Raw genomic sequence first — 22,259 nt, forward strand, 5'->3', positions numbered from 1 at the left:
GTCCTTTATTGGTTGATGAGTCTTTAGTCCGCTTTATGGGGTCGAGGGTGGCGGGGTGTCCCACCCCAGCGCCTTTACGTAGTAAGGTAAGTCTCGGGCCGTTCCCGACAGGGGGCGGCCCGAGACTGGGGGGTCAGGGGGTGGGGGTTCGGGTGAGGGGTGGGGGGGTGAAGGGGGTGTAGCGGGGGGTGCCGCCTGTCTTCTTGACGGCGGTGTTCAGGGACTCTGGGGTGGCGGTGGACCAGGTGCCGGTGGTGAGGCGGTGTTCCAGGGCGTGGAGGGCGGCGATCGTCTCCTGGGGTTGGAAGGCGCAGTGGCCGGGGGCCCGCACAAAAGCCTGGTGGAGGTCGGGGGCGTGGCCCGCAGTGGTGACGCGGGCGGCGTACCAGTGGGCGTGTCCGACGGGGACGATGTCGTCGGCGGTGGTGTGGATGCCCAGGACGGGCACCTTCAGCGCCCCCGTGGGTGTTGACGTGTTCAGGAGGTTCCGCACGGCCTTCGGGTCGGGTTCGACCGAGGCGTCTCGGGTGAGGGCGGCGAGGTCGGCGGCCAGGTCGAGGCCGGCGCGCCGGTACAGGTGGTGGACCTGGTCGGCGGTGGCGCTGCGGAGCAGCACCGCCCGGTAGTCCACGCCCCTGTTGCCCGAGCTGTTGCCGCCCGCCGCCAGCTCGATCTGCCGCCGCGCGTCGGTGAACTGGCCGATCCGGCCCTCGGTCAGGATCCGGAACTGGTGCTCCTGCTGCGCCGCGTGGTCGCGCGGGCCGGGCGGGTCCTCGGCGTCCTGGCTCCAGGTCGGCAGGTTCAGCAGCGCGGCGGCGAGGGCGAGCCGGGCGCGGCCCCGCGGGGTCTTCTGCGCCTTGACGGCCGCGTCCTGAAGCAGGTCGGTCGTCTCCTTGGTCTGCTTGTCGTCCCGGTAGCGGACGAGCGGGACGTCGCGGCCGGGCAGCAGCAGCCGGGACAGCGCGTACTCGCCGTCGAGTTGGACGTCGTTCACGGTGACGGCGCCCGCGACGAGCCCGCACGTGGTGAGCACCCCGTCGATCTTCCCGCGCGGGTCCTCGGCCTGCCGGGCCGCGACGAGCCCGCCCATGGACAGGCCGAGCGCGATCGTCCGGCGGGCCGGGCCGATCCGGCGCTCCAGCGCGTCGAGGGCGGCGAACTGGTCGTCCGCCGCGGTCTCCAGCGGCCACAGCGACGGCCCCGAGTAGGACGAGCCGACGAGCGCGTACCCCTCGGCGAGAAGCCGGTCCTTCGTCTCGTCGTCGGGCGCGGAGCGCGCGGTGAGCTCGCCGTACCCGTGCGCGTACAGGACGGCGGTGCCGTTCCACTCCTCGGGCACGTCGGCGACCCAGGTGGCGCCGCTCGGCAGCGTCCCGGACTGGCCGCCGCGCGGGCGCGGTGACTCGCGGGCCTCGCCCAGCGCGCACGCCGCGCACGCGAGGGCCACGGCCGCCGCCGCGAGACCCGATCTCAGCTTCCCCATCGAACCACTTCCCCGTTCACTCGCGATTAATGGCTACAGCGTTGCCATTAATCGGGGATGTGTCAAGTGGGCGATACTTGCCGGGTGGCGACGACACACGACGACGAGGCGGGCACCGGCGCGGCGCGCGGGCGGCGCGGCAGGCCGCCCGTGCCGCCGGAGCGGATCCTCGCGACGGCGCTGCTGATCGTCGACGAGGAGGGCGCCGACGCCCTGTCGATGCGGGCGCTCGCGCAGCGGCTCGGCTCGGGCACCGCGACGCTCTACCGCCACTTCGACGACCGCGCCGCCCTCGTCGCCGGGATCGCCGACCGCCTCTACGGCGAGATCGACGTCCCGGCCGGCACGTTCGACCCCGGCACCGACTGGCGCGAAGCCTGCCGCGCCCTCGCCCTGGCCATGTTCGACACCCTGGCCCGGCACCGGAACGTGGCGCCGCTCCTGGTCGGCCAGACCCCCACCGGGCCGCACGCGACGGCGCTGCGCGAACGCCACCTCACCGTCCTGCTCGGCGCGGGCTTCTCCCCCGCCACCGCCGCCCGCGCGCACGCCACCCTCTCCCGCCACGTCCTCGGCTTCGCCGTCCAGCTCACCCCGCCCCCCCAGGACGCGCCGCACGAGCCGCCCGCCCCGGCGGACCCCCGGCGCCTCCCGGCGACGGCGGCCGTGGCGGACGTCCTGCCGATCCCGCTGGAGGAGGAGTTCGCCTTCGGCCTCGACCTGATCCTGGGCGGCCTCAGCGCCCTACGCGACACCCGGTGAGAACGGGACGCGGCAGGTCGCGCGGGGTGAGGCGGTCGGCTTGGGGTGGGCTTTACCTAGTAAGGTGAGGGGATGGAGACGTTGCGGGTGGGGGCGGCGCAGGTTCCTTCGGCGCCGGGGGACGTGCGGCGGAACGCGCGGACGGCGGCGGAGGTGGTGCGGCGGGCCGGGGAGCTCGGGGTCCGGCTTGTGGTGTTCCCCGAACTGTCGCTCATCGGCTACGACCTCGCCGCCGTCCGCGACCGGGAGAACGTGGTGACCGCCGACGACGTCCGCCTCGACGTGCTCCGCGACACCGCGCGCGCCGCCGGGGTCACCGCCGTCGTCGGCGCCGCGTGCCGCCGCGAGGGCGGCGCGGTGTGGATCGCCGCGCTCGCCGCCTGCCCCGACGGGCAGGTCCACGTGCACGGCAAGCGGTACCTGCACGGCCCGGAACGCGACCTGTTCCAGCCCGGCGGCGAGGGCGTCGTCCTCAACGTCGACGGCTGGAAGGTCGCGCTGGCCGTCTGCTACGACGCGGGCGTGCCCGACCACGCGGCCGAGGCGGCGCGCCGGGGCGCCGAGGTGTACGCGGGGTCGGTCCTGTACGACACGGGCGAGGCGCGCAGGTTCGACGTGCACTTCGCCGCCCGCGCCATGGACCACCGGATGTACGCGGTGGCCGCGAACTACCCGTGCGGTGAGGCGGGGCTCGGCGCGGGCTGGGCGTCGTGCGGCGCGAGCGGCGTCTGGCACCCCGACGGCCGCCGGATCCACCGCGCGGGCGCCGACTCCGGCCTCCTGCTCGCCGACCTGGCGCACGCCGAACTCCAGGCGCTGCGGGCCAGGGACACCCGCGCGGGCTACCCCAGGGGCGCGACCTGACGCCCGGCTCGGTAACGTCTGGGGCGAGTCTTTTCCTCCCGGGGGGTCGTCCATGCCCGTCATCCATCTGGTGCGGCACGCGCAGGCGTCGTTCGGCGCCGCCGACTACGACGCGCTGTCGCCGGTCGGCCCGGACCAGGCAGCCGTCGTCGGCAGGGCGCTCGCCGCGCGCAAGCCGCGCGAGCCGCTGATCACCGCGGGCACGCTGGTGCGGCAGCGGGAGACGGCGCTGGGCCTGGCCGGGACGGCGGGGTTCGCCGGTCCGGTGGACACCGACGCGCGCTGGAACGAGTACGACTTCCTGCACCTGGTCGCCGAGGCCGCCGAGGTCGGCCAGGCGCGGTCGAACGCGGACTTCCAGGGCCTGCTCGACGTGGCGTTGCGCGCGTGGATCGAGGAGGACGCGCCGGACGGGTGGCGGGCGTTCGCCGACGGCGCGCTGGCCGCCGTCACCGCGCTGGCCGAGCGGCTCGGCCGGGGCAGGGACGGGATCGCGGTCACCTCCGGCGGGGTGATCGCGGCGATCTGCGGGGCGCTGCTGGACGCGCCTCCGGCCGGGGTGGTGGCGCTGAACCGGGTCATGGTGAACGCCTCGATCACCACGCTGCTCGTGGGGTCGTCGGGCCTCACGTTGCTCACGGTCAACGATCACGCGCACTTCACCGGCGACGGCAGGGCGCTGCTCACCTACCGCTGACGGCCCCGCCGGTCACTGCCGGTACCGCTCGACCTCGTCGGCGGGGCGGGCGTGCGCCTCGCCGGGGTTGACGCCGTACTCGCGGGCGGCGCGGCGCTGGCGCAGCAGGTCCCAGCAGACGTCGAGCTCCTCCTCCAGCGCCCTCACCCGGGCCGCGTTGCCGGGCTCGCCGGACGCGCGCAGCTCGTGTTCCTCGGCGATCATCCGTTTGATCCGCTCCAGGATCTGTTCGTCACCCATGTGCGCAGCATTCCCCGGCGGCACGCGTCCAGTCACCCGCACCACGGGAACCGCCCCACCCGGCGACTTTACGCAGTAAGGTTACTTGAGGTCGCGGAGGGGAAGGACGGTCGGATGAACTGGACCCTGGAAGTCGTCGTGGTGCCCGTCGCGGACGTGCCGCGCGCCGTCGCGTTCTACGCCGACCGGCTCGGCTGGTCCCTCGACCACCACACGCCGCTGCCGGACGGCCGCGCGATGGCCCAGCTCACCCCGCCCGGCTCCGGCTGCTCGATCGTCGTGTCCGACGGGCTCACCGAGATGCCGCCGGGCTCGCTGCGCGGCCTCCAGCTCGTCGTCAACGACCTGCGCGCCGCGCACGCCGAGCTGCTCGAACGCGGTGTGGAGACCGGCGACATCGTCGTCTACGGGCGCACCGGCCAGCGCCCCTCCGACCTCGGCGACGACCTCAACAACGTCGGCTTCCTCCACTTCACCGACCCCGACGGCAACGCCTGGGCCGTCCAGCAGATCACCGACCGGCCCTGACCCCGGCGAGCGCGGACAGCACCCGGCGGCTCACCGGACCCGCACGCTGAGGCAGGTGACGCAGCCTTCGAGCTTCTCGAACTCGGAGATGTCGACCATCTCCACCGGGTACCCGAGGCCGGTGAGGAGCGCGGCGGTCTCCGGCGCGGCCGAGCTGAGCAGCAGCGCGGCACCGAGCAGCACGACGTGCGCGCCCGCCTCCTCCGGGACGGCCAGGAACCGGTCGAACAGGGACGGGTCGTCCACCAGCGGCGGGTACCCGATGACCGTCCCGTCCGGCAGCGCGGTGACCGCGCTCTTCAGGTGCATCGCCCTGGTCACCGGGACCGCCGTCACCGTGTAGCCGTGCGGTTCGACGAGCGCGGCGAGCTGGGCGACGCCGTCGGCGTTGGTGCTGGCCGTCAGCCCGACGTACACCCGTGTGCCGATCTTGAGCACGTCGCCGCCGTCGAGGGTGGCGGGCGCGGTGATCGTCGCGACGGGCAGGCCGAGGCCGCGCACGAACGCCTCGACCGCGACGGTCTCCGGGCCGCGCGGCGCGGCGGGCCTGGTCACCACGGCGAGGTCCCCGAACATGACGACGGAGTCCTCGATGAACACCGAGTCGGGCAGCGTGTCGTCACCGGGCACCTGGAGGGTCGGCCAGCCGTGCCGCTCCAGCGCGGCGAGGTAGCCGGCCCACTGGCGGCGGGCGAGGTCGAGGTCGATCTCCTGGCGTTCGGCGAAGAGGACGACGCCGTCGGCGAGGGTCGCGGCGGGCGGCCGGACGAGCGCGACGGGGCGGGTGAGCGTGGGCATGTGTTCCTCCCGGGTGGTGCGCGGCCCTGCGACGGGCCGGGGCGGACGGGTCAGCGGGCGAGCGCCGCGTAGGTGTCGGGGCGGCGGGTGCGCAGGAACGGGAACAGGGCGAGCCAGTCGGCGCGCTGCGCGAGGTCGAGCCGGGCGACGAGCACGGCGTCCTCGTCGCGGGGCGCCTGGACGAGGACGCGCCCGTAGGGGTCGCTGATGAACGACGACCCGTAGAAGGTCAGCAGCCCTTCGGCGCCCCACCGGTTCGGCACGACCATGAACAGCCCGTTCGCGATGCCGTTCCCGACGATGACCTGGCGCCACAGCGGCGCGGTGTCGAAGTCGGGGTGGTCGGGCTCGGAGCCGATCGCCGTCGCGTAGACGAGGAGTTCCGCGCCGCCCAGGGAGTAGGCGCGGGCGACCTCGGGGAACCACTCGTCCCAGCAGGTCGGCATGCCGAGCCGGGGCGCGCCCGGCAGGTCCAGGTCGAGCACCGGGTAGGGGTCGCCGTCGGCGGGCCCCGGCCGGAAGTAGGCGTCCTCGTAGTACCCGGCGGTGACGGGAATGTGGAGCTTGCGGGTGCGGGCCGCGATCCGCCCGTCGGGGCCGACGAGGATCGCCGTGTTGTAGCCCAGCCCGTCTTCCGCGTCGGCCCTCTCGTACAGGGACGCGTGGACGTGCACGCCGTGCGCGGCGGCCGTCTCGGCGGCGAACGCGTGGGTCGGGCCGCCTTCGAGCGGCTCGGCGAGGTCGGCGGGGGTGCCCTCGGGCTTGGTGTCGGCCGGGTAGCGGGACAGCGTCAGCTCCGGCAGGAACACCACCTGAGCGCCCCGCGCGGCGGCCGCGGCGATCCCGGCGGCGAGCACGGCGCGGTGCTCGGCCGGGTCGGCGTGCCAGCGGGTCTGCACGGCGGCGACGGTCAGCGGCTCGCGTCCGGTGGCGGTGACGCGGGCGGGCGAGCCGTGTTCGGGGGCGACGATGACCTTCATGGCTCCTCCTTCGGGGCGGGGAGTGCGGGCTGCTGCTGGGTGATGCAGTGGACGCCGCCGCCGCGCGCGAACAGCGGCCTGGCGTCCACCGGGACGACCGCGCGGCCCGGGTAGGCGGCGGCGAGGATCTCCAGCGCCTCGGCGTCGTGCGGGTCGGCGAACGCGCACGCGATGACGGCGCCGTTGGCGACGAAGTGGTTGACGTAGCTGTAGTCGACGAACCCGTCGGCGTCCCGGAGCGTGGCGGGCGCGGGCAGGCGGGTCACCTCCAGGCGGCGGCCGCGCGCGTCGGTCGCCCGCGACAGCAGGGCGATGAGTTCGGCGGAGACGGCCGCGTCGGGGTGGGCCGGGTCGCGCTGGTCGTGCACGAGGACCCGGCCGGGCGCGGGGAACGTCGCGACGATGTCGACGTGGCCGCGGGTGCCGTACCGCTCGGAGTCGCGGGTGAGGCCGCGCGGCAGCCACAGCGTCTTCTCCGCCCCGACGGTCCTGGCGAGTTCGGCCTCGACGTCGGCCTCGGTCCAGCCGGGGTTGCGGCGCGGGTCGAGCTGGACGGTCCTGGTGGCCAGGAACGTGCCCTCGCCGTCGGTGTGCAGGCCGCCGCCCTCGTTGACCAGCGGCGACGTGATCGGTTCCGCGCCGGACGCGGCGGTGGCGATCTCGCTGGCGCGCGCGTCGTGCTTCCAGGACGCCCACTCCTGCGCGCCCCATCCGTTGAACACCCAGTTCACCGCGCCGAGCCCGGCGGGCCCGACGACGAAGGTGGGGCCGGTGTCGCGGTACCAGGCGTCGTCGAGGTCGGCCTCGTGCACGGTGACGGCCGCGCCGAGCAGCCGCCGCGCCTCGGCCCGCTCGACCGGCGGGACGATCATGTGCAGGGGTTCGTGTTCGGCGACCGCGTTGGCGACCGCCGCCCAGGTGCCGCGCGCGAGGTCGGCCTCGGCGCGGGTGTCGCCGAGCGTGTAGGCGGCCGACGGCCACGCCATCCAGGCGGCGTCGTGCGGGGCGGTCTCGGCGGGCATGCTCCAGCCGGTCACGCCGTGCCCCCGGACGTCCAGGGGAGCTGCGGGCCGGTGAAGCGGGCCAGGATGCGCATGGCGCGGTCGCGGGTGAGCGGCCGGTAGCCGACGACGACGCGGATGGTCAGGCCGTCCAGCAGCGCGGCGACGCCCTCGATGACGTCCTCGACGTCCAGGTCGGCGGGCAGCTCGCCGCGCTCCTTGCCGTACTCGGCGATCTCGCGGAGCAGCCCGAGCCAGGCGGCCTCCAGCTCGGTGATGAGGTCGTGGACCGCCTCGTGGTGGACGGCCAGCGCCCACGCCTCAAGCCACATGAGCAGGCCGCTGTCGTGCAGGCCCATGGGGGCGCCCGCCTCCATCAGCCAGTCCCACCGCTCACGGGCGGACTCCCGTTCGGTGAACGCGGCGCGCGCCCGGTCCCGCAGGTCCTGTTCGACGACGCGCAGGGCGGCCATGAACAGGTCGTTCTTCGACTCGAAGTAGTAGAGCAGGTGGGCGCCCGACATGCCGAGGCTGGCGCCGATGTCCTGGAGGCGCACGTTGCCGAGGCCCTGCTCGCTGAGCGGGCCGATCGCGGCGCGCGCGATCTCGGCCGCCTTCTCCTGGCGTCGTGTGGTCTTCACTGCCGGTCCTTTCCCGACGGCGCCGCGCTGAGGGTGGGGGCGGCGGCGATGAGCTCGCGCGTGTAGGGCTCGGCGGGATCGCTGAGGATCTCCGCCACCGGGCCCGACTCTACGATCTTGCCCGCGCGCATCACGACGGCCGTGTCGCACAGGTAGCGGACGAGGTCGAGGTCGTGGCTGACCGCGACGAGCGTCACGCCGGTGGTGGCACGCAGCTCGGCGAGCAGGTCGAGCACCGACGCCTGCACCACGACGTCGAGGGCGCTGGTCGCCTCGTCGGCGATGAGGAGGCGGGGTTCCAGGGCGAGCGCGCGGGCGATCGCGACGCGCTGCTTCTGCCCGCCCGACAGCCGGTGCGGGCGCGTTCCGGCGACCCCGTGCGGGAGCCGCACCAGGTCGAGCAGGTCCGTGACCCGCGCGGCGACCCGGTCGGCCGGGACGATCCGGTGCACCCGCAGCAGTTCGGCGAGGATCGACCCGCAGGTCCGGGCCGGGTTGAGGGTGGTGCCGGGGTCCTGGAAGACCATCTGGACGGCGCGGCGGGTCGCGGTGTCGCGGCGCGGCCCGAGCGGACGGCCGTCCAGCCGGATCGTCCCGGCGGTCGGCGGCACGAGGCCGAGGACGGCGCGCATGAGGGTGGACTTGCCCGAGCCGGACTCGCCGACGACGCCGACGGCGCCGCCGCGCGGCACGGTGAGGCTGACGCCGTCCACCGCGCGGACCCCTCCGCCGGGCGCGCCCTTCACGCCGCGCCGGACGGCGCGGGCGAGCGGGCCGGGCCCGCCGAACCTGACGGTCAGCCCGTCGATCTCCAGCAGCGGTGTGCTCACGCCGACTCCTTAGGCCGGGCCGCGAGCCTGCGGGCCAGGTTGGCCTCCAGCAGTTCGCGGGTGTACGGGTGGCGGGGCTCGGTCAGGACCCGCGCGGCGGGCCCCTCCTCGACGAGGCTCCCGGCGCGCATGACGGCGATCCGCGCGCACACCGACGCGACGACGGCGAGGTCGTGGCTGACGAACACCAGCGCCATGCCCCGGTCGGCGATCAGGCCGCGCAGCAGCGCGAGGATCCGCGCCTGGACCCTGACGTCGAGGGCGGTGGTCGGTTCGTCGCACAGCAGGACGCGCGGGTCGGTGGCGAGCGCGGCGGCGATCATCACGCGCTGCCGCATGCCGCCGGACAGCTCGTGCGGCCAGGCGCGCGTCCGGGCGGCCGGGTCGGCGATCCCCACCTGGGCGAGGAGGTCGACGGTGGCGGCGCGGGCGGCGGCGCGGCTCGCGCCCGGGTGGTGGCGGCGCCACGTCCCGGCGACGAACGAGCCGACCCGCAGGGTCGGGTTCAGCGCGGTCGCGGGCTCCTGGAAGACCATCGCGGCGCGCCCGTCGCGGCGGATGCCACCGGTGGCCTCCAGCGTGGGCGGCAGGATGCCGAGGGCGGCGCGCAGGGTGAGGCTCTTGCCGCTGCCGGACTCCCCCACGATCCCGAGGGTGCCGCCCGCCTCCACGGCGAGGGACACGTCGGTGACGAGGGCGGCGCCGTCGGCGCGGCGGCGCACCCCGAGCCGGTCGAGGCTGAGCACGGCGGTCATCGGCGTCCCGTCCCGTCCTGGAGGCCGTCGCCGAGCAGGGCGAGGCCGAACGCGAGGACGGCGATGACGAGGCCGGGCACGACCGTCAGCCACGGCGCGGCGTCCAGGTAGGGCTGGGCGGCGGCGATCATCGCGCCCCACTCGGGGGTGGGCTGCTGGACGCCGAACCCGAGGAAGGAGAACGCGGCGAGCGCGGTCACCGCGAAGACGAGGTCGGAGGTGAGGTACACGAACGTCTGCCTCAGGGTGTTGGGGAGCACGTGCAGGGCGATGATCCGGGGCGCGCGCAGGCCGCCGGTGACGGCGGCCGCGACGTACTCGGCGGAGCGGACGCGGGCGACCTCGCCGCGCACCAGCCGGGCGTAGACGACCCAGCCGACGGCGGTGAAGCTGATCAGCAGCGACGACGTGCCGGGGCCCAGGCCGAACACCAGGACGATCATGAGGATGTACATGGGGAACGCCTGGAGCAGGTCGCTGACCCGCATCACCACGGCGTCCGCCCAGCCGCCGAAGTACCCGGCGACGACGCCGAGCGCGGTGCCGAGCAGGCACGGCAGCAGCGTCACCGCGAGCGCGATCGGCAGGTCGATGGACGCGCCGGTGAGGATCCGGCTGAGCACGTCCCGGCCGAGTTCGTCGGTGCCGAGCCAGTGCCCGCCCGACGGCGGCGCGAGCGCGTTCGCGACGTCCTGGGCGAGCGGGTCGGCCGGGCGCAGCCACGGCGCGAGCAGCGCGACCAGCACGTACAGGCCGGTGATGGACAGCCCGACCGTGATCTTGGTGCGGCTGCCGTCGCGCCGGGCGCGCGACTGGGAGACGGCGACGGCGGTCATGCGCTGATCCTCACGCGGGGGTCGGTGGCGGCGGTGACGAGGTCGGACAGCAGGTGCAGCAGCACGACGAGCACGGCGAACACCAGCGTGTAGCCCTGCACCAGCGGGAAGTCGCGGGTGCCCGCCGCCGTCACCAGGCCCTGGCCCATGCCGGGCAGCCCGAACGCGACCTCGACCACGACGGTGCCGAACAGCGCGTACCCGGCCTGCGCCGCCGTCACGGTGACGAGCGGCGGGAGCGCGTTGCGGGCCTGGAACAGCCGCAGCAGGTCGACGCCCCGGTAGCCGAGGGCGCGGGCCGCGACGACGAACTCGGCGTCGTGCAGCTCGATCATGGCCGCGCGCAGCGAACGGACCATCGGCGGCACGATCCCGAGCGCGACGACCACGGCGGGCAGCACCAGCGCGCGGGCGTGCCCGGCGGCGTCCGCGCCCCAGCCCGCGACCGGGAACCAGCCGGTCGGCAGCGCCACCAGCCTGATCAGCATGATCGCGACCCAGAAGCCGGGCAGGCCGAGCGCGAGCGCCCCGAACACCCGGACGGCCTGGTCGACCGGCCCGCCGGGGCGGCGCGCGGCCAGCACCGCGAGCGGCACCGCGAGCGCCAGCGCCAGCAGCACCCCGGCGGCGGCCACCGCGACCGTCACCGGGAGCTGCGCGGCGATCTGCTCGGACACCGACTGGCCGGTCTTGAAGGACGTGCCCAGGTCGCCGGTCAGGACGTCGCCGACGTAGTGGAGGTAGCGCTCCCAGACGGGCAGGTCGAGCCCCAGTTGGCGGGCGACGGCGTCCACCTCGTCCTGTCCTGCGCGCGGCCCGGCCACCATCCGGGCGGCGCTGCCGGGGGTGACGCTGAGCAGCAGCATCACCAGGAACAGGATGCCCGCGAGCAGCGGCACGAGGCTGAGCGCGCGCCGCCCGACAAAGCCGTAGCGCGATCCCCGCACCGTCACTCCGACTTCCAGACGGTGTCGAGGTAGTAGGTGCCCCACGGGGTGATCTCGGCGCCCTTCACCACGGTCCGCTGGCCCTCCAGCGCCGACACGTGCGCCAGCGCGAGGAACGGCGCCTGCTCGAACAGGATGTCCTGCACGCGGGTGACCGCCGCCGCCTTGGCCTTGACGTCGTCGGTGCCGGCGTAGTCGCCGAGCGCGGCGACGAGCGGGTCGGGGTTCAGGCCGGTGAACATCGAGCGGGTGCCCGCGACGTACCAGGCGGGGTCGGACACGTCGGGCGAGATCGCGTTGTAGGAGAACATGCCGAGCTGGTAGTCGCCGCCGGAGACCGTCGCGAAGGTCGAGGAGGCGTCGCCGGACTGGAGCTCCACGGTGACGCCGACCGCGCCCAGGTTCCGCTGGACGATCTGCGCGACAAGCCCGGAGCTGGGGTCGTTGGCGTAGTGCAGGGTCAGCTTCGCCGGGCCCGCCGTGCCGAGCAGGGACTTGGCCTTGGCGGGGTCGTGCGCGAAGTACGGCTTGCTGGGCGCCGCCCAGTTCTTGCTGTTGGTCGGCAGCGCGCCGGACGGGACGGTGCCGAAGCCCTTGTAGGCGCTGGTGACGAGCGCGGAGTAGTCGAGCGCGTAGCCGATGGCCTGCCTGACCTTCGGGTCGGCCAGCGCCGGGTCCTCGGTGTTCATCAGCAGCACCGGCGTGAGGTGCTCGGGCTGGGACTTCACGTACTCCTTGGGCAGGGTGCTCGCGGTGACCGCCCAGATCTCGTCGGCCATGTCGGCCTGCCCGGAGCGCAGCCGCAGCCCGATCGTGTTGGGGTCGGCGGCGAACGTGCTGACGACCTGGTCAAGGTGCGGGAGTCCATCACGCCAGTAGCGCGGGTTCTTCTTCAGCACGACCTCGCCGTTGGCGCTCCACTTCTCCACCGTGAAGGCGCCCGCGCCCACGGGCTTCTGCCAGAACTCCTTGGCGGGCTTCCCGCCGAAGTCGTCGGGCACCACGCCCGCCGAGCTCCACGACAGGAACGCGGGAAGCGCGGTGTCGGGGTAGGCGAGGCGGAACTCGACGGTGTGCTCGTCCACCGCCTTGGCCTTGGCGATGACGGCGTAGGTCGCGCCGTAGTTGGAGCCGGACTTCCACGTCTCGGCGGAGAACACGACGTCCTCGGCCGTCACGGGCGTGCCGTCGCTGAACACGGCGTCGGGCTGGAGCTTCAGGGTCAGCACCGTGTTGCCCGCGTTGTAGGACCAGGACGCGGCGAGGCCGGGTTCGAGGGTCTTGCCGTCGGCGCCCGCGCGGATGAGCGGCTCCAGCACCGCGTCGGAGATCTGGAACGACGAATTGAGGGTCTGCTTGTCCAGTTCGAATCCCTCGAACGGGTTGGCGCGCATGACGTTGAGGGTCCCGCCGGCGACGGGATTCCCGCTGCCGGAATTCTCGGCGGGAGCCGAGGAACAGGCGGTGAGGCCGGTGGCGAGCAGGGCGGTCGCGACGGCGATCCGCAGGTGAGCACGGTCGCGACGGACCGGAAGGCGGCGTGGCATAGGGGGCGACCTTTCCCTGGCGCAAAACTTTGAACTGGATTCAAACACCGGTTCAAGACGCAATTCAAGCCCCTCGGGTAACTCCGCGGTTAAGTCGGCGTTACGCCGCGCGCCCTTACGTAGTAAGGTGGCCGGTCAGCGGCCAAAACCCGCCTGGCGGGCCCGGACGATCGCCTGCGCCCGGTCGGCCACCTGGAGCTTGGCGAAGATCGCCGACACGTTGTTGCGGACCGTCTTGGGCGACAGGAACAGCCGCTCGGCGATCTGCGGGTTGGACAGGCCCGCCGCGATGAGGTCCAGCACGTCCCGCTCCCGCGAGGTGAGCTGCGGGAACGCCTCCTCGGTCGGCGGCTTGGCGCCGACCAGCAGCGCGAAGTACCGGGTGATCCGCGCCGCCAGCGCCGGACCGAAGATCACCTCGCCGTGCGCGACCGCCTTGATCGCGCGCAGGATCTCCTCCTGGTCGGCGCCCTTCACCAGGTAGCCGCGCGCGCCCGCGAGCATCGCCGCGAACACGCTCTCGTCGTCGTCGTGCATGGTGAGCGCCAGCACCGCCGCCGCGGGCTCCCCCGACGTCAGCCGCCGGGTCGCCTCGATCCCGTCGAGCACCGGCATCTGCAGGTCCATCACCACCACGTCCGGGGCCAGTTCGGCCGCCAGCGCGACCGCCTCGCCGCCGTCGGCCGCCGTGCCGACGACCTCGACCTCCCCGGTCGAGGTCAGCATCAGCCGCAGCCCGTCCCGGTACACCGGGTGGTCGTCGGCGATGAGCACCCGCGGCATCACGCGCCCACCCCCACCGGGCGGGCCTGCTCCCCCACCGGGATGATCGCGCGCACCGTCGTGCCGCCGCCCGGCCGTGGCGCGATCGCGCACCTGCCGCCCAGCTCCTCGGCCCGCTCCCGCATCGCCACCAGCCCCACCCCGACCAGCGCGCGTTCCGGCACCCCGCTGCCGTCGTCGCTCACCTCCACCCGCACCGTGCCCTCCCCCGACTCCAGCCGGACGGTGCAGCGTCCGGCGCCCGAATGCCGCGCGACGTTGCTCAGCGCCTCGCCCGCGATCCTGAACACCGCGACCTCGACGGCGGCGGGCAGCTCGTCCAGGTCGCCCTCGGCCACCACGCCGATCGCCAGCCGACCGCCGCCGAACCGCTCGGCCTGCCGCTGGATCGCGCCGACGAGGCCGAACTGGTCGAGCGCGGGCGGCCGCAGGTCGTGCACCAGGCGGCGCACGTCCGCGAGGATCGTGGAGAGGTCGCCGCCGACCTCGGCGAGGGTCCGGTCGGCCGCCGCCCGGTCGCGGCGCGCGAGGTTGCGGGCCGCCTGGATCTTCAGCCCGGACGCGGCCAGCGCCGGGCCCAGGCCGTCGTGCAGGTCCCGGCGGAGCCTGCGCCGCTCCTCGGCGATCCCCTTCACCAGCTCCTCGCGGCTGCGCTGCAGCTCCTCGGTGAGCGCCGTGGCGCGGGCCGCTGCCGCCGCCTGCCGCACCACGTCGGCGAGCAGCCGCTGGTCGCCGTCCGACAGCGGCGAGCCGGGGCGCGGCACCAGCGTGAGCCGCCCGATCGGCACGTCCCGGTAGGCGAACGGCAGGCACACCGCGTCCGCGTGCGGGCTGCCGTGCTCGACGATGACGGTCGTGCCGTCCGGCCGGTCCAGCTCCACCCGCACGTAGGGGGACCGGAACGCCTGCGCGACGCCCCGGGCCGTCGCCTCCAGCAGCTCGTCGGGGCCCGGCGACTCCTCCAGCCGCCGGGCCAGCGCCGACACCACGTCGTAGGGCTCCCCGCGCCCGGTGACGAGCCGGTTCACCCACCGCTGCAACCGCACCCGCACCGGCCCGTACAGCACCGCGACGACGGCCGCCGCGACGACGCCCGCGAACCTGTCCTCCACCAGGGCGCCCGCCCCGACGAACACCGCGAGGTCCACCCCGACCACCACAGCGGCGAGCGCGCCGTACAGCAGCGTCCAGCCGATGAGCAGGTCCACCTGGTACAGCCGGTACCGGGTGACCGCGACGAGCACGGCCAGCGACAGCGTCAGGTTCTCGAAGACGAACAGGAGGTCCACCACGATCCCCGACAGCGACCTCGGGTCGTAGGGCACGTGCACCTGGTACAGCAGCGTGCCGATCATCGTGCCGACCGTCACCGCGCCCGCGAGCAGCATCCACCGCAGCTGCGCGCGCAGCTCCCCCTGCGCGCCCCGGAACCGTCCGGCGAACACCAGGACGCCGGACACCAGCGACGCCGTCGCGATCACCTTGAACCCTGAGGTGCCGTAGGAGTTCCACACGGCGTCGGGGACGAACGGGGGCGTCAGGAGGTCCAGGTCGAACCCGGCGAGCAGGTGCGCCATCGGGTCGCCCTGCGCGTAGACGTCCCACGGCATCGCGACGATCAGGCCGATCGCGAAGACCATCGAGGCGAGCGACGCCACCCCCGCCCAGCGCGACCGGCGGCCCTGCGGGAGGCGCCCGGTCGGGAACAGGACGAGCAGGGCGGGCACCGCCAGATGGATGAGCGGGCCGAACTTGCCACCGGCGAACACCGCGAGCGCCGTCAGCGGCAGCTCGCCGCCGTGCGCGAGCAGCGAGTACCGGGCGTACTCGCAGCCGAACGCCGCGGCGACCGAGCTGCCGCCGGTCAGCACCAGCAGCCAGCCCAGCCAGTGCCGGGGCAGCCGCAGCGCGAGCAGCAGCCCGGGGACGGCGAGGGCGACGCCCGAGGCGACCGAGCCCCAGTACAGCCAGTCGAGCATCGCGGGCACCGGGCCCGGCGGGGTCGCCGCCGACAGCCAGACCGCGGCGCCGCCCGCGACGAACGTGGCGGCCACGCACACGACGGCCGTGAGGCGCAGCGCGCGGTCGGCGGCGGGCCGCGCGGCCGGGGGGTCTTCGGAAGGCACCCACCCAGGGTGGCACGCGCCGCGTCCCGCGTCGCGGGAGCGTTGTCCCGAACGTCCGGGGACAGGCGTCCCCGAACCACGCCCCCGGATCCGTGACCGGGGCGGACACCGGAATCCCTGGCCGCCCGGGACGCGCCCCGCCGATCCTGGAGGCTCCCCCGGCACCCCCGCCGGGTGGTTCGCGCGAGGAGAGCGATGTCGATCAGGGTCGAGCGCAGCGAGGTCCACCCGTCGGGGCCGCCGCCGCCCGGACGGCCGGGGGCCTCGGTGGTCCGGCTGGTCGGCGTCGTCCTCGCCGGGGGCGCGGTCGGGTGGGGGGTGGCGCTGCTGTCCGTCGGCGGCGGGCAGGACCTGACGATCCACGCCGTCGACATGCTGACGTCCAGCGTGTACCTGGTGGGGCTCGTCGGGTTGTGCGTCGTCGTCGCCCTCGCCGGGGCCGCCGGGGCGGGGCGGGGACGCTGGCTCGCGTGGGCGCCGATGGCGCTGCTGCCGTTCGGCGTCGTCACCAACACCGTGGCCCTCGGGTACACGTCCTACGCGGACGTGCCGGGCTGGATGAAGATCCTCGACCTGTCGTGGCCGCTGTCGCAGCTCGCGGTGCTCGTCATGGCCGTCGCGATCGCGCGGGTCGGGCGGTGGCGCGGCCCGCTGCGGTGGCTGCCGCTCGGCGGCGCGCTCTGGCTCGTCAGCGTGATGGCCGTGCGGTCCTTCGCGCCGCCGATGGCGGCCGCCTGGTTCTTCCTCGTCTGGATGACCGCCACCTACGGGGCGCTCGGCGCGCTCCTGGCGGCCAGACCCGAGGCGGCACGCGGCAGGTGCTGACCCGGAACCGGCCGCAGACGAACGCGGAACGGCCGTGCCCCCGGGGGCACGGCCGTTCCGCGTCGGGAGCCGCCCGTCAGTGGAGGCCGGGGCGGTGCCGGTGGTCGCCCGGCGCGTGCTTGTGCCAGTGGTGCCGCATCCACCGGCTCGGCGGGCCGGACGCGTGGTGCGCGCCCCACGGGCACGGCGCGGCCCGGTGGTGGGGCCCGCCGTGGTGGTGGTGCCAGTGCGGTTTCGTCTGGTGCGGCCTGTCGTAGTGCTTCCGGCCCCACACCCAGACCTCAAGGCAGTCGCTGCCGCCCGGCCAGACCACCGAGTTGCGGATCTCCCCGGCCCGCACCGCGCGGATCCGGTAGGTGACGACGGCCGTCTGGCCCGCCGCCAGGTCGCCGGTCCAGTTGAGGAACGGGCTTTCGAGGTCGACGGTGCCGGTGCTCGCGGTGGGTCCGCTGATGATCTCGGCGTGCCGGAGCACGTCGGTGAGGTCGTCGGTGAAGGACGCGCCGATGAGCGGCTCCGTCCCGTGGTTGGTCGCGGTCAGCGTGTAGGTGAGGGTCTGGCCGACGTCGATGTGCCGCCGGTTGGCGCTCTTGTCCACGGTGAAGTCGCCCGGCGGCGTCGGGCTCGGCGTCGGCGTGGTGGGCGTCGGCGTCGGGGTCGGGGTGGCCCCGCAGTCGAGGGTCGCGGCGAACGGGAAGTGGTGGAACTCCCCGCCGTTGTCGTCGGCCGTCCCGTGGGTGAGCTGCGCGACCACGATGTCGCCCTCGATGTTCGAGGAGTTCTCGTCGATCAGGTGCGCCCTCGGCGCGTACAGGGTGCCTTCGAGGGACGCCCCGGCGGACGCGGGCAGCGTGATGGTGGTCGCGGTGGCGAAGTTCCACAGCACGTACCGCGCCTGCTCGCCGCCGAGGCCGATGTTCGGCACCGCCCAGGTGAACGCGTCGTCCACGCCCGCCGTGTCCACGTCCACGAGCAGCGGCGCCGTCGCCGACGGCGACGTGTCGAAGATGAGGTCGGCGACGTTCGCGAGGTTCTCCGCGCTGATCCTCAACACGTTGGTGACGCCGGGCGTCAGCTCGATCCGGATGTTGCTGCCCGCCGGAACCGAGCCCTGGTCGGGCAGCGGCCTGCCGTTGTCGTCGTACAGGATCACCGTGTTGGCGCACTCGGCGAGCTCCGCCGACCGCTCCCGGTAGGTCGCGAACAGGGACGTGAAGTCCAGGCCGGTCGCCGCGCCGACCGAGGGTACCGGCTGCTGCACGGTCAGCTCGACGTGCGGGGTGCTGTCGTATCCGGCGCCCGTCGCGACCACCCGGGTGTTCACGGACGCGCCGTTGGAGTCGGCGTTGAGGACCGTGGCGTTGCTCAGGTCGCCGATCTTGGCGTACCTGCCGCTGAGCACCTGGAGCGTGGCGCCCGGCGTGCTGCCGGTGAAGTCCACCTGCCCGCCGACGACGAGCGCGGTCGCGACGGTGTCGCCGGGGAAGGTGAAGCCGCCCTGCCCCTGGTTCCCGACCCGGTAGTTCCCGGCGAGTGTGAGGTTCCCGCCGACGGCGAGACTCCCCTCGTTCTCGTTGCTCGTGACGCGCGCGTCGCCCTCCACGATGACGGAGAAGCCCTGGTTGCCCGCGACCGGGTCGATCGGCGCGCCCGGCGCGGCCCCCACGGCTCCCGTGGCGAGGCCGCCCACGGTCGCGGCGAGGCTGCCCGCGAGCGCGACCGCCGCCGCGGCCAGCGCGGTGATGGTGATCTGCATCCCCCGATGATCACGCACCGTGGCCGCGTGGGCAACGACCGTGATCGCGTCAGGCGGGGCGTTCGGCGGTCAGCCGCGCCGTCTCGGCCGACGGGCGGGCCAGCAGGAGCGCCGCGACGAGGTCCACGGTGTGGCTGGTGAACAGCCTGTCGTCGGTGTGCGGCGCGGTCTGGGCGCGGCGCGCGAGCTCGGTGATGGTGAACCGGTAGGTGACGAACCGCCGGTGCAGCCGCAGCGACGTCGGGTCGAGCAGCGGGGTCAGCAGGGTGCGCCACCGGTAGAGGCTGTTGGCGGGGTCGCCCATGGCCGCCGGGTCGATCCAGGGGCGGGGCCGGTTGGCGAGGTCGGCGAGCAGCCGCAGGTAGGACGGGCCGCCGTCGTCGGCGAGCTTCGCGGCCAGCGGCCGGACGAGCGCCCCGGCCAGGGCCCGCACGTCCGGTTCGCCCTGCGCCTCGTAGGCGTCGAGCAGGATGTGCCGCCGCGCCTCGACGTCGGGCGTGTGCCGGGCCAGGACGGCGCGCAGCAGGCCGTCCCGGTCGCCGAAGTGGTACTGCAGCGCCGTCGCGTTGCGGGCGCCGGACGCGCGGACGATCTCGCGCAGGCTGACCGCGTCGATCCCCTGCGCGGCGAACAGCTCCGCGGCCGCCGTGATGAGCCGCTCGCGGGTGCCCGTGCCGCCCGCCGTGTCCGCCACCGCGCCTCCAGACGACCGCATTGACCGTTAATGCAGCCGTATTATACGGTCGCGGCGCCCAGCACAACCGCCTTGAGGAGGCGTCATGTGGGACTTCTCCACCGAACCGGAGTTCCAGGAGAAACTCGACTGGATGGACGCGTTCATCCGGGACGAGGTCGAACCGCTCGAACTCGTCTGGGGCGGCGGGATCCACCGGGCGCTCAAGGGCGAGCTGCGGCCCGTCCTGGAGCCGCTGAAGCAGCGGGTGAAGGAGCAGGGCCTGTGGGCGTGCCACCTGGGCCCCGAGCTGGGCGGCCAGGGCTACGGCCAGCTCAAGCTCGCGCTGATGAACGAGCTGATCGGACGCTCCGCGCTCGCCCCCTGGGTGTTCGGCTGCCAGGCCCCCGACACCGGCAACGCCGAGATCCTCGCGATGTTCGGCACCGAGGAACAGCGGAAGCGCTACCTTCACCCGCTGCTCAACGGCGAGTGCTTCAGCGCGTTCTCGATGACGGAGCCGCACGGCGGCGCCGACCCGCGGCTGTTCACCTGCGCCGCGGTCCCCGACGGCGACGGCTGGGTGATCAGCGGCGAGAAGTACTTCACCTCCAACGCCGACATCGCCGACTTCCTCATCGTCATGGCCGTCACCGACCCCGACGCCGACCCGCGCCGCCGCATGTCGATGTTCCTCGTGCCCGCCGACACCCCCGGCGTCGAGATCCTGCGGAACGTCGCCACCATGGGCGAGCGGTCCGAGCAGGGCCACCACGCCCACCTCCGGTACCACGACGTCAGGGTCGGCGGCGACGCGCTGCTCGGCGAGCGCGGCGGGGCGTTCGCCGTCTCCCAGGCCCGGCTCGGCGGCGGCCGTATCCACCACGCGATGCGCACCGTCGCGGCGGTCAGGCTGGCGTTCGACATGATGTGCGAGCGGGCGCTTTCCCGTGAGGTGTACGGCGGGCGGCCGCTGGCGTCCAAGCAGCTCGTGCAGGCCGCGATCGCCGACTCCCACATCCAGATCCAGCAGTTCCGGCTGATGATCCTGCACACCGCGTGGCTCATCGACCGGTCGTCCACCAAGGAGGCGCGCACCCAGATCGCCGCGTGCAAGGTCGCGGCGGCCCGCGTCTTCCACGACGTCGTGTACCGGGCGATGCACCTGCACGGCGCGCTGGGTGTGTCGCGCGACACCCCGCTGGCCCGCCTCTGGCAGCAGGCGCCGCTGATGGGCATCATGGACGGGCCCACCGAGGTGCACCAGAGCTCGATAGCGCGGCGCGTGCTCGCCGACTACGAGCCGTCCCCAACCGACTGGCCGACCCAGTACCTCCCGGACCGGCGCGCCGCCGCCCGAGCCGCGTACGAGGGACCGGCCCCAACCCGAGGCAGCCACTCTTCATGACAACCCCGCCGGAAGCCGTCGATCTCGCCGCACTGTCCTCGTGGATGGACGACCAGGGCCTACCGCCCGGTCCCATCGAGGAGGTCGCGGAACTCGGCGGCGGCACCCAGAACATCCTCCTGCTCTTCCGGCGGGGCGGTGTCCGGTACGTGCTGCGGCGCGGCCCGCGCCACCTGCGCCCCCGCACGAACGACGTGCTGCTCCGCGAGGCCCGCGTGCTCACCGCCCTGGACGGCACCGACGTGCCCGCGCCGCGCGTCCTCGCCGTCTGCGCCGACACCGACGTCATGGGCGGCGCCGTCTTCTACCTGATGACGCCGGTCGACGGGTTCAACGCGACCACCCGGCTACCCGAGCCGCACGCCGGGTCCGCCGAGATCCGGCACCGGATGGGCATCGAGGCCGTCTCGGCGCTGGCCAGCCTCGGCGCGGTGGACCACGTCGCGGTCGGTCTGGACGGGTACGGGTCGCCGGAGGGGTTCCTGGAGCGGCAGGTCCCGCGCTGGATGAGCGAGCTGGAGGGGTACGGCAAGCTCGACGGGTATCCCGGCCCGGAGATCCCCGGCCTGGAGCACGTCGCGTCGTGGCTGGAGGACAACCGTCCGGCGGACTGGCGTCCCGGCATCATGCACGGCGACTACCACCTGGCGAACCTCATGTTCTCGCCGACCGGGCCGGAGGTCGCCGCGATCGTCGACTGGGAGATGTCCACGATCGGCGACCCGCTCCTCGACCTCGGCTGGCTCCTGGCGACCTGGCCGCACGGCGACGCCGTCTCCATCGCGGGCCCCCTCGGCGCCGCGGGCGGCCTGGCCACCCGCGACGAGCTCATCGCCGCCTACGCCGCCCGCTCCAGCCGCTCCCTGGACGCCGTCGACTGGTACGAGGTCCTGGCCTGCTTCAAGCTCGGCATCGTCCTGGAGGGCACGCACGCCCGAGCCCACGCGGGCAAGGCCGACAAGGGCACCGGCGACCTCCTCCACGCGATGACCCTCGGCCTCTTCACCCGGGCCCGCCGCATCACCGGCTGACCGCCCTTCCGGGCGGGGCCCGACCCGGCCCCGCCCGAAAGTAGTTAGGCATGCCTTACTTTTGTCAGGGGCGGCTTATATATTCGGGTCATGGACGTCTCCGGGATCAGCGTGGTGCGGAGTGAGGACGAGCTTCGGGGGATCGTGAAGGAGCCCGTGAAGCCCGTCTGGGAGAAGGACATCGGACGGATCGACGAGCACGCGCGGACGATCATCGCGCACTCGCCGTTCGTGCTGCTGGCCACGGCCAACGAGGACGGCACGTGCGACGTCTCGCCGCGCGGGGACCCGGCCGGGTCGGTGCTGGTGCTGGACGACCAGCGGCTCGTCCTGGCCGACCGGCCCGGGAACCGGCGGCTCGACAGCTTCCGCAACGTGCTGCGCAACCCGCACGTGGGGCTGCTGTTCCTCGTGCCGGGCATGAACGAGACACTCCGGGTGAACGGCCGCGCGACGCTCGTGTCGGACGCGCCGTTCTTCGCCGACCTCGCCGTCCAGGGCAAACGCCCGCAACTCGCGGTCCTCGTGGACGTCGAGGAGCTGTACATGCACTGCGCGAAGGCGTTCCTGCGCTCGTCCCTGTGGGACCCCGAGACCTGGCCGGACCGCAGGACCCTGCCGACGCTCGGCCGGATCACCAAGGACCAGATGGGCCTCAAGGGCGTCCCCGCGAAGGTCATCGACGCGGGCCTCGCGCTGGACTCCAAAACCAACCGGTACTGACACACGACGCGCGGAGGACCGCCCC

The 22,259-nt window shown here is 74.1% G+C and carries 23 protein-coding genes; 8 read left to right on the forward strand and 15 right to left on the reverse strand.

Features of this window, described 5'->3' with window-relative positions; genetic code table 11:
* Positions 1 to 133: 133 nt before the first annotated feature.
* Complete coding sequence (locus LO762_RS33070) at positions 134 to 1,483, reverse strand: alpha/beta hydrolase (RefSeq protein WP_304523638.1); 1,350 nt, start codon at positions 1,481 to 1,483, stop codon at positions 134 to 136.
* Positions 1,484 to 1,567: 84 nt separating this feature from the next.
* Here LO762_RS33070 and LO762_RS10955 point away from each other — a divergent pair, with 84 nt between their 5' ends.
* The 3 genes from LO762_RS10955 to LO762_RS10965 all read left to right on the forward strand — a co-directional run bounded on the left by LO762_RS10955 (position 1,568) and on the right by LO762_RS10965 (position 3,806).
* On the forward strand, positions 1,568 to 2,245 hold the full coding sequence (locus LO762_RS10955) for a TetR/AcrR family transcriptional regulator (protein ID WP_230614485.1): 678 nt from the start codon (positions 1,568 to 1,570) through the stop codon (positions 2,243 to 2,245).
* A gap of 72 nt (positions 2,246 to 2,317) precedes the next feature.
* Positions 2,318 to 3,109 (forward strand): carbon-nitrogen hydrolase family protein, encoded by a 792-nt coding sequence (locus LO762_RS10960; RefSeq protein ID WP_230614486.1) that lies wholly within the window; start codon positions 2,318 to 2,320, stop codon positions 3,107 to 3,109.
* A 52-nt stretch (positions 3,110 to 3,161) separates the two neighbouring features.
* Positions 3,162 to 3,806, forward strand: coding sequence for a histidine phosphatase family protein (locus LO762_RS10965; protein WP_230614487.1), 645 nt, complete (start codon positions 3,162 to 3,164; stop codon positions 3,804 to 3,806).
* 12 nt (positions 3,807 to 3,818) lie between these two features.
* On the opposite strand, the gene LO762_RS10970 is transcribed toward LO762_RS10965, so the two are convergent.
* Positions 3,819 to 4,046: a DUF2630 family protein gene (locus LO762_RS10970; RefSeq protein WP_230614488.1), complete on the reverse strand. Its 228-nt coding sequence runs from the start codon at positions 4,044 to 4,046 to the stop codon at positions 3,819 to 3,821.
* Positions 4,047 to 4,160: 114 nt separating this feature from the next.
* Between LO762_RS10970 and LO762_RS10975 the strand changes: the two genes are divergently transcribed.
* Positions 4,161 to 4,574: a VOC family protein gene (locus tag LO762_RS10975; RefSeq protein ID WP_230614489.1), complete on the forward strand. Its 414-nt coding sequence runs from the start codon at positions 4,161 to 4,163 to the stop codon at positions 4,572 to 4,574.
* A gap of 30 nt (positions 4,575 to 4,604) precedes the next feature.
* On the opposite strand, the gene ddaH is transcribed toward LO762_RS10975, so the two are convergent.
* The 11 genes from ddaH to LO762_RS33455 all read right to left on the reverse strand — a co-directional run bounded on the left by ddaH (position 4,605) and on the right by LO762_RS33455 (position 15,818).
* The gene (gene ddaH / locus LO762_RS10980) at positions 4,605 to 5,372 is read right to left on the reverse strand and encodes a dimethylargininase (RefSeq protein ID WP_230614490.1); all 768 of its coding nucleotides are present in this window, start codon (positions 5,370 to 5,372) and stop codon (positions 4,605 to 4,607) included.
* 50 nt (positions 5,373 to 5,422) lie between these two features.
* Positions 5,423 to 6,352: a nitrilase-related carbon-nitrogen hydrolase gene (locus LO762_RS10985; RefSeq protein WP_230614491.1), complete on the reverse strand. Its 930-nt coding sequence runs from the start codon at positions 6,350 to 6,352 to the stop codon at positions 5,423 to 5,425.
* On the reverse strand, positions 6,349 to 7,389 hold the full coding sequence (locus LO762_RS10990; protein ID WP_230614492.1) for an agmatine/peptidylarginine deiminase: 1,041 nt from the start codon (positions 7,387 to 7,389) through the stop codon (positions 6,349 to 6,351). The genes LO762_RS10985 and LO762_RS10990 overlap by 4 nt, the downstream gene beginning before the upstream one ends.
* Positions 7,386 to 7,994, reverse strand: a complete 609-nt coding sequence (locus LO762_RS33450) for a TetR/AcrR family transcriptional regulator (protein ID WP_230614493.1) — start codon at positions 7,992 to 7,994, stop codon at positions 7,386 to 7,388. The genes LO762_RS10990 and LO762_RS33450 overlap by 4 nt, the downstream gene beginning before the upstream one ends.
* Entirely contained in the window at positions 7,991 to 8,824 is an 834-nt protein-coding gene (locus LO762_RS11000) for an ABC transporter ATP-binding protein (protein ID WP_230614494.1), read from the reverse strand. Before LO762_RS11000 ends, LO762_RS33450 begins: the two co-directional genes overlap by 4 nt.
* Entirely contained in the window at positions 8,821 to 9,579 is a 759-nt protein-coding gene (locus tag LO762_RS11005; protein ID WP_230614495.1) for an ABC transporter ATP-binding protein, read from the reverse strand. Before LO762_RS11005 ends, LO762_RS11000 begins: the two co-directional genes overlap by 4 nt.
* Positions 9,576 to 10,415, reverse strand: coding sequence for an ABC transporter permease (locus LO762_RS11010; RefSeq protein WP_230614496.1), 840 nt, complete (start codon positions 10,413 to 10,415; stop codon positions 9,576 to 9,578). Before LO762_RS11010 ends, LO762_RS11005 begins: the two co-directional genes overlap by 4 nt.
* Positions 10,412 to 11,362 carry an ABC transporter permease gene (locus LO762_RS11015; protein ID WP_230614497.1) on the reverse strand — a complete coding sequence of 317 codons (951 nt, stop codon included), beginning with the start codon at positions 11,360 to 11,362 and terminating at the stop codon, positions 10,412 to 10,414. Before LO762_RS11015 ends, LO762_RS11010 begins: the two co-directional genes overlap by 4 nt.
* 2 nt (positions 11,363 to 11,364) lie before the next feature.
* Positions 11,365 to 12,909, reverse strand: coding sequence for an ABC transporter substrate-binding protein (locus LO762_RS11020; protein WP_230614498.1), 1,545 nt, complete (start codon positions 12,907 to 12,909; stop codon positions 11,365 to 11,367).
* Between the two features lie 135 nt (positions 12,910 to 13,044).
* Entirely contained in the window at positions 13,045 to 13,692 is a 648-nt protein-coding gene (locus LO762_RS11025; protein ID WP_230614499.1) for a response regulator transcription factor, read from the reverse strand.
* On the reverse strand, positions 13,692 to 15,818 hold the full coding sequence (locus LO762_RS33455; protein ID WP_230614500.1) for a sensor histidine kinase: 2,127 nt from the start codon (positions 15,816 to 15,818) through the stop codon (positions 13,692 to 13,694). Before LO762_RS33455 ends, LO762_RS11025 begins: the two co-directional genes overlap by 1 nt.
* Before the next feature lie 195 nt (positions 15,819 to 16,013).
* Here LO762_RS33455 and LO762_RS11035 point away from each other — a divergent pair, with 195 nt between their 5' ends.
* Positions 16,014 to 16,643, forward strand: a complete 630-nt coding sequence (locus tag LO762_RS11035) for a hypothetical protein (RefSeq protein ID WP_230614501.1) — start codon at positions 16,014 to 16,016, stop codon at positions 16,641 to 16,643.
* A gap of 76 nt (positions 16,644 to 16,719) precedes the next feature.
* Here the strand turns inward: LO762_RS11035 and LO762_RS11040 are convergent, their stop codons facing one another.
* Both LO762_RS11040 and LO762_RS11045 read right to left on the reverse strand, forming a co-directional pair.
* Positions 16,720 to 18,399: a collagen-binding domain-containing protein gene (locus tag LO762_RS11040; protein ID WP_230614502.1), complete on the reverse strand. Its 1,680-nt coding sequence runs from the start codon at positions 18,397 to 18,399 to the stop codon at positions 16,720 to 16,722.
* Between the two features lie 49 nt (positions 18,400 to 18,448).
* The gene (locus LO762_RS11045) at positions 18,449 to 19,093 is read right to left on the reverse strand and encodes a TetR/AcrR family transcriptional regulator (protein ID WP_230614503.1); all 645 of its coding nucleotides are present in this window, start codon (positions 19,091 to 19,093) and stop codon (positions 18,449 to 18,451) included.
* An 85-nt stretch (positions 19,094 to 19,178) separates the two neighbouring features.
* On the opposite strand from LO762_RS11045, the gene LO762_RS11050 reads away from it, so the two are divergent.
* From LO762_RS11050 to LO762_RS11060, 3 genes are all read left to right on the forward strand, one after another.
* Complete coding sequence (locus LO762_RS11050; protein WP_230614504.1) at positions 19,179 to 20,480, forward strand: acyl-CoA dehydrogenase family protein; 1,302 nt, start codon at positions 19,179 to 19,181, stop codon at positions 20,478 to 20,480.
* Positions 20,477 to 21,511, forward strand: a complete 1,035-nt coding sequence (locus LO762_RS11055) for a phosphotransferase family protein (RefSeq protein ID WP_230614505.1) — start codon at positions 20,477 to 20,479, stop codon at positions 21,509 to 21,511. The genes LO762_RS11050 and LO762_RS11055 overlap by 4 nt, the downstream gene beginning before the upstream one ends.
* A gap of 90 nt (positions 21,512 to 21,601) precedes the next feature.
* Positions 21,602 to 22,234, forward strand: a complete 633-nt coding sequence (locus LO762_RS11060) for a pyridoxamine 5'-phosphate oxidase family protein (RefSeq protein WP_255685560.1) — start codon at positions 21,602 to 21,604, stop codon at positions 22,232 to 22,234.
* Positions 22,235 to 22,259 lie beyond the last annotated feature (25 nt).

The sequence above is a fragment of the Actinocorallia sp. API 0066 genome (assembly GCF_020991275.1).
In the GTDB taxonomy this organism is placed as follows: Bacteria; Actinomycetota; Actinomycetes; order Streptosporangiales; family Streptosporangiaceae; genus Actinocorallia.

What these genes read in the sequence shown, in the direction of transcription:
- LO762_RS33070 (WP_304523638.1), bottom strand. Translation starts at nt 1,483, where the DNA reads ATGGGGAAGCTGAGATCGGGTCTCGCGGCGGCGGCCGTGGCCCTCGCG.
- LO762_RS10960 (WP_230614486.1), top strand. Translation starts at nt 2,318, where the DNA reads ATGGAGACGTTGCGGGTGGGGGCGGCGCAGGTTCCTTCGGCGCCGGGG.
- LO762_RS10965 (WP_230614487.1), top strand. Translation starts at nt 3,162, where the DNA reads ATGCCCGTCATCCATCTGGTGCGGCACGCGCAGGCGTCGTTCGGCGCC.
- LO762_RS10970 (WP_230614488.1), bottom strand. Translation starts at nt 4,046, where the DNA reads ATGGGTGACGAACAGATCCTGGAGCGGATCAAACGGATGATCGCCGAG.
- LO762_RS10975 (WP_230614489.1), top strand. Translation starts at nt 4,161, where the DNA reads ATGAACTGGACCCTGGAAGTCGTCGTGGTGCCCGTCGCGGACGTGCCG.
- ddaH (WP_230614490.1), bottom strand. Translation starts at nt 5,372, where the DNA reads ATGCCCACGCTCACCCGCCCCGTCGCGCTCGTCCGGCCGCCCGCCGCG.
- LO762_RS10985 (WP_230614491.1), bottom strand. Translation starts at nt 6,352, where the DNA reads ATGAAGGTCATCGTCGCCCCCGAACACGGCTCGCCCGCCCGCGTCACC.
- LO762_RS11005 (WP_230614495.1), bottom strand. Translation starts at nt 9,579, where the DNA reads ATGACCGCCGTGCTCAGCCTCGACCGGCTCGGGGTGCGCCGCCGCGCC.
- LO762_RS11010 (WP_230614496.1), bottom strand. Translation starts at nt 10,415, where the DNA reads ATGACCGCCGTCGCCGTCTCCCAGTCGCGCGCCCGGCGCGACGGCAGC.
- LO762_RS11020 (WP_230614498.1), bottom strand. Translation starts at nt 12,909, where the DNA reads ATGCCACGCCGCCTTCCGGTCCGTCGCGACCGTGCTCACCTGCGGATC.
- LO762_RS11025 (WP_230614499.1), bottom strand. Translation starts at nt 13,692, where the DNA reads ATGCCGCGGGTGCTCATCGCCGACGACCACCCGGTGTACCGGGACGGG.
- LO762_RS11035 (WP_230614501.1), top strand. Translation starts at nt 16,014, where the DNA reads ATGTCGATCAGGGTCGAGCGCAGCGAGGTCCACCCGTCGGGGCCGCCG.
- LO762_RS11040 (WP_230614502.1), bottom strand. Translation starts at nt 18,399, where the DNA reads ATGCAGATCACCATCACCGCGCTGGCCGCGGCGGCGGTCGCGCTCGCG.
- LO762_RS11050 (WP_230614504.1), top strand. Translation starts at nt 19,179, where the DNA reads ATGTGGGACTTCTCCACCGAACCGGAGTTCCAGGAGAAACTCGACTGG.
- LO762_RS11055 (WP_230614505.1), top strand. Translation starts at nt 20,477, where the DNA reads ATGACAACCCCGCCGGAAGCCGTCGATCTCGCCGCACTGTCCTCGTGG.
- LO762_RS11060 (WP_255685560.1), top strand. Translation starts at nt 21,602, where the DNA reads ATGGACGTCTCCGGGATCAGCGTGGTGCGGAGTGAGGACGAGCTTCGG.